General features: G+C 63.4%; 3 protein-coding genes. 2 read left to right on the plus strand and 1 reads right to left on the minus strand.

The genetic code is table 11. The features are described 5' to 3' along the window. Positions 1 to 617, plus strand: a 617-nt coding sequence (locus SZ55_RS22290) for a transposase (RefSeq protein WP_152644533.1), incomplete at its 5' end; no start/stop codon positions are given. After that, positions 618 to 800 (plus strand): hypothetical protein, encoded by a 183-nt coding sequence (locus SZ55_RS27175; RefSeq protein WP_052807646.1) that lies wholly within the window; start codon positions 618 to 620, stop codon positions 798 to 800. A 66-nt stretch (positions 801 to 866) separates the two neighbouring features. Here SZ55_RS27175 and SZ55_RS27680 read toward each other — a convergent pair. Then, on the minus strand, positions 867 to 1097 hold a 231-nt coding region (locus tag SZ55_RS27680), incomplete at its 5' end, for a transposase (protein ID WP_152644471.1).

Below are 1097 nucleotides of genomic sequence, written 5' to 3' on the forward strand. Positions count from 1 at the left end.
AGGCCACCGGCATCCACCATGAAGCCCTGGCCGAATGGCTGCTGGAGCAAGGCTATCGGGTCTGTGTCCTCAACCCGGCGCAGATCGCCCACTACGCCCGCAGCCAGTTGCAGCGGGTGAAGACCGACAAGGTCGACGCCAAGCTGATCGCCGAATACGGCGAGCGCCACCAGGACGAGCTGCGCCCCTGGCAACCCGAGCCCCGTGCCGTAAAGCGCCTGAAGGCCCTGGTACAGCGCCTGGGGGATCTTCGCGAAATCGAACAGATGGAGCGCAACCGTCTGGAAGTGGCCGATGCCAGCGTGCAGGCCTCGATCCAGTCGGTGCTGGAACATGTCGGTCAGGAGATCCAAGAAACCCTCAAGGCCATCGACGACCACATCGACAACGACCCGGATCTGCGAGGCAAGCGCGACCTGCTGACCAGCATCGACGGAGTCGCCGACAAGACCGCCGCCCTGCTCCTGGCGGAGCTGGGCGACCCGCTGCGCTTTGCCAACAGCCGCGCCATCACCGCCTTTGCCGGGCTCAATCCACGGCTACAGGTGTCCGGTAGCTACCGGGGGCAGACACGCATCTCCAAGATGGGCTCATCGCGCCTGAGGGCCGGCCTGTAAATGCCCGCGATCAGCGCCCTGACCTACAACGAAGCGATCAGAGCCATGGGCGAACGGCTAAGGGAGCGGGGCAAGACCGGCAAGCAGATCGTCTGCGCAGCGATGCGCAAGCTGCTGAACATCGCCTATGGCGTGCTGAAATCGGGCCAGCCGTTTGACGCAAAACTGGCCCTTGCTCACTAGAAATCAAGACGGTATCTACGGGGAATGCCCCAACCCACCGGGCAGCACCCTGTGGGAGATTCCATGTCAATCCGCCGTAGCGACGCGAGGTCGATATGGCTTCTGACTTCTCATCACGGCAAAGGCGATCCTAGCCAGCTTGCGCGCCAGGATGACCAGCGCTTCGGTTCTCTTCAGGCCGCGTTGCAGGTAACCCTGGTAGCAGTCTTTCCAGGCGACGGTGCGGCTGGCTGCCATTGCTGCCGTATAGAGCAGCCGGCGGATTTCCGGATCGCCCTGCTTGGTCAGCTTCCGTCG

The organism is Pseudomonas sp. FeS53a, assembly GCF_000931385.1.
GTDB lineage: Bacteria > Pseudomonadota > Gammaproteobacteria > Pseudomonadales > Pseudomonadaceae > Metapseudomonas > Metapseudomonas otitidis.

Bases quoted from the DNA above. Each gene is read 5' to 3' on its own strand.
- SZ55_RS27175 (WP_052807646.1), top strand. From the start codon at position 618: ATGCCCGCGATCAGCGCCCTGACCTACAACGAAGCGATCAGAGCCATG.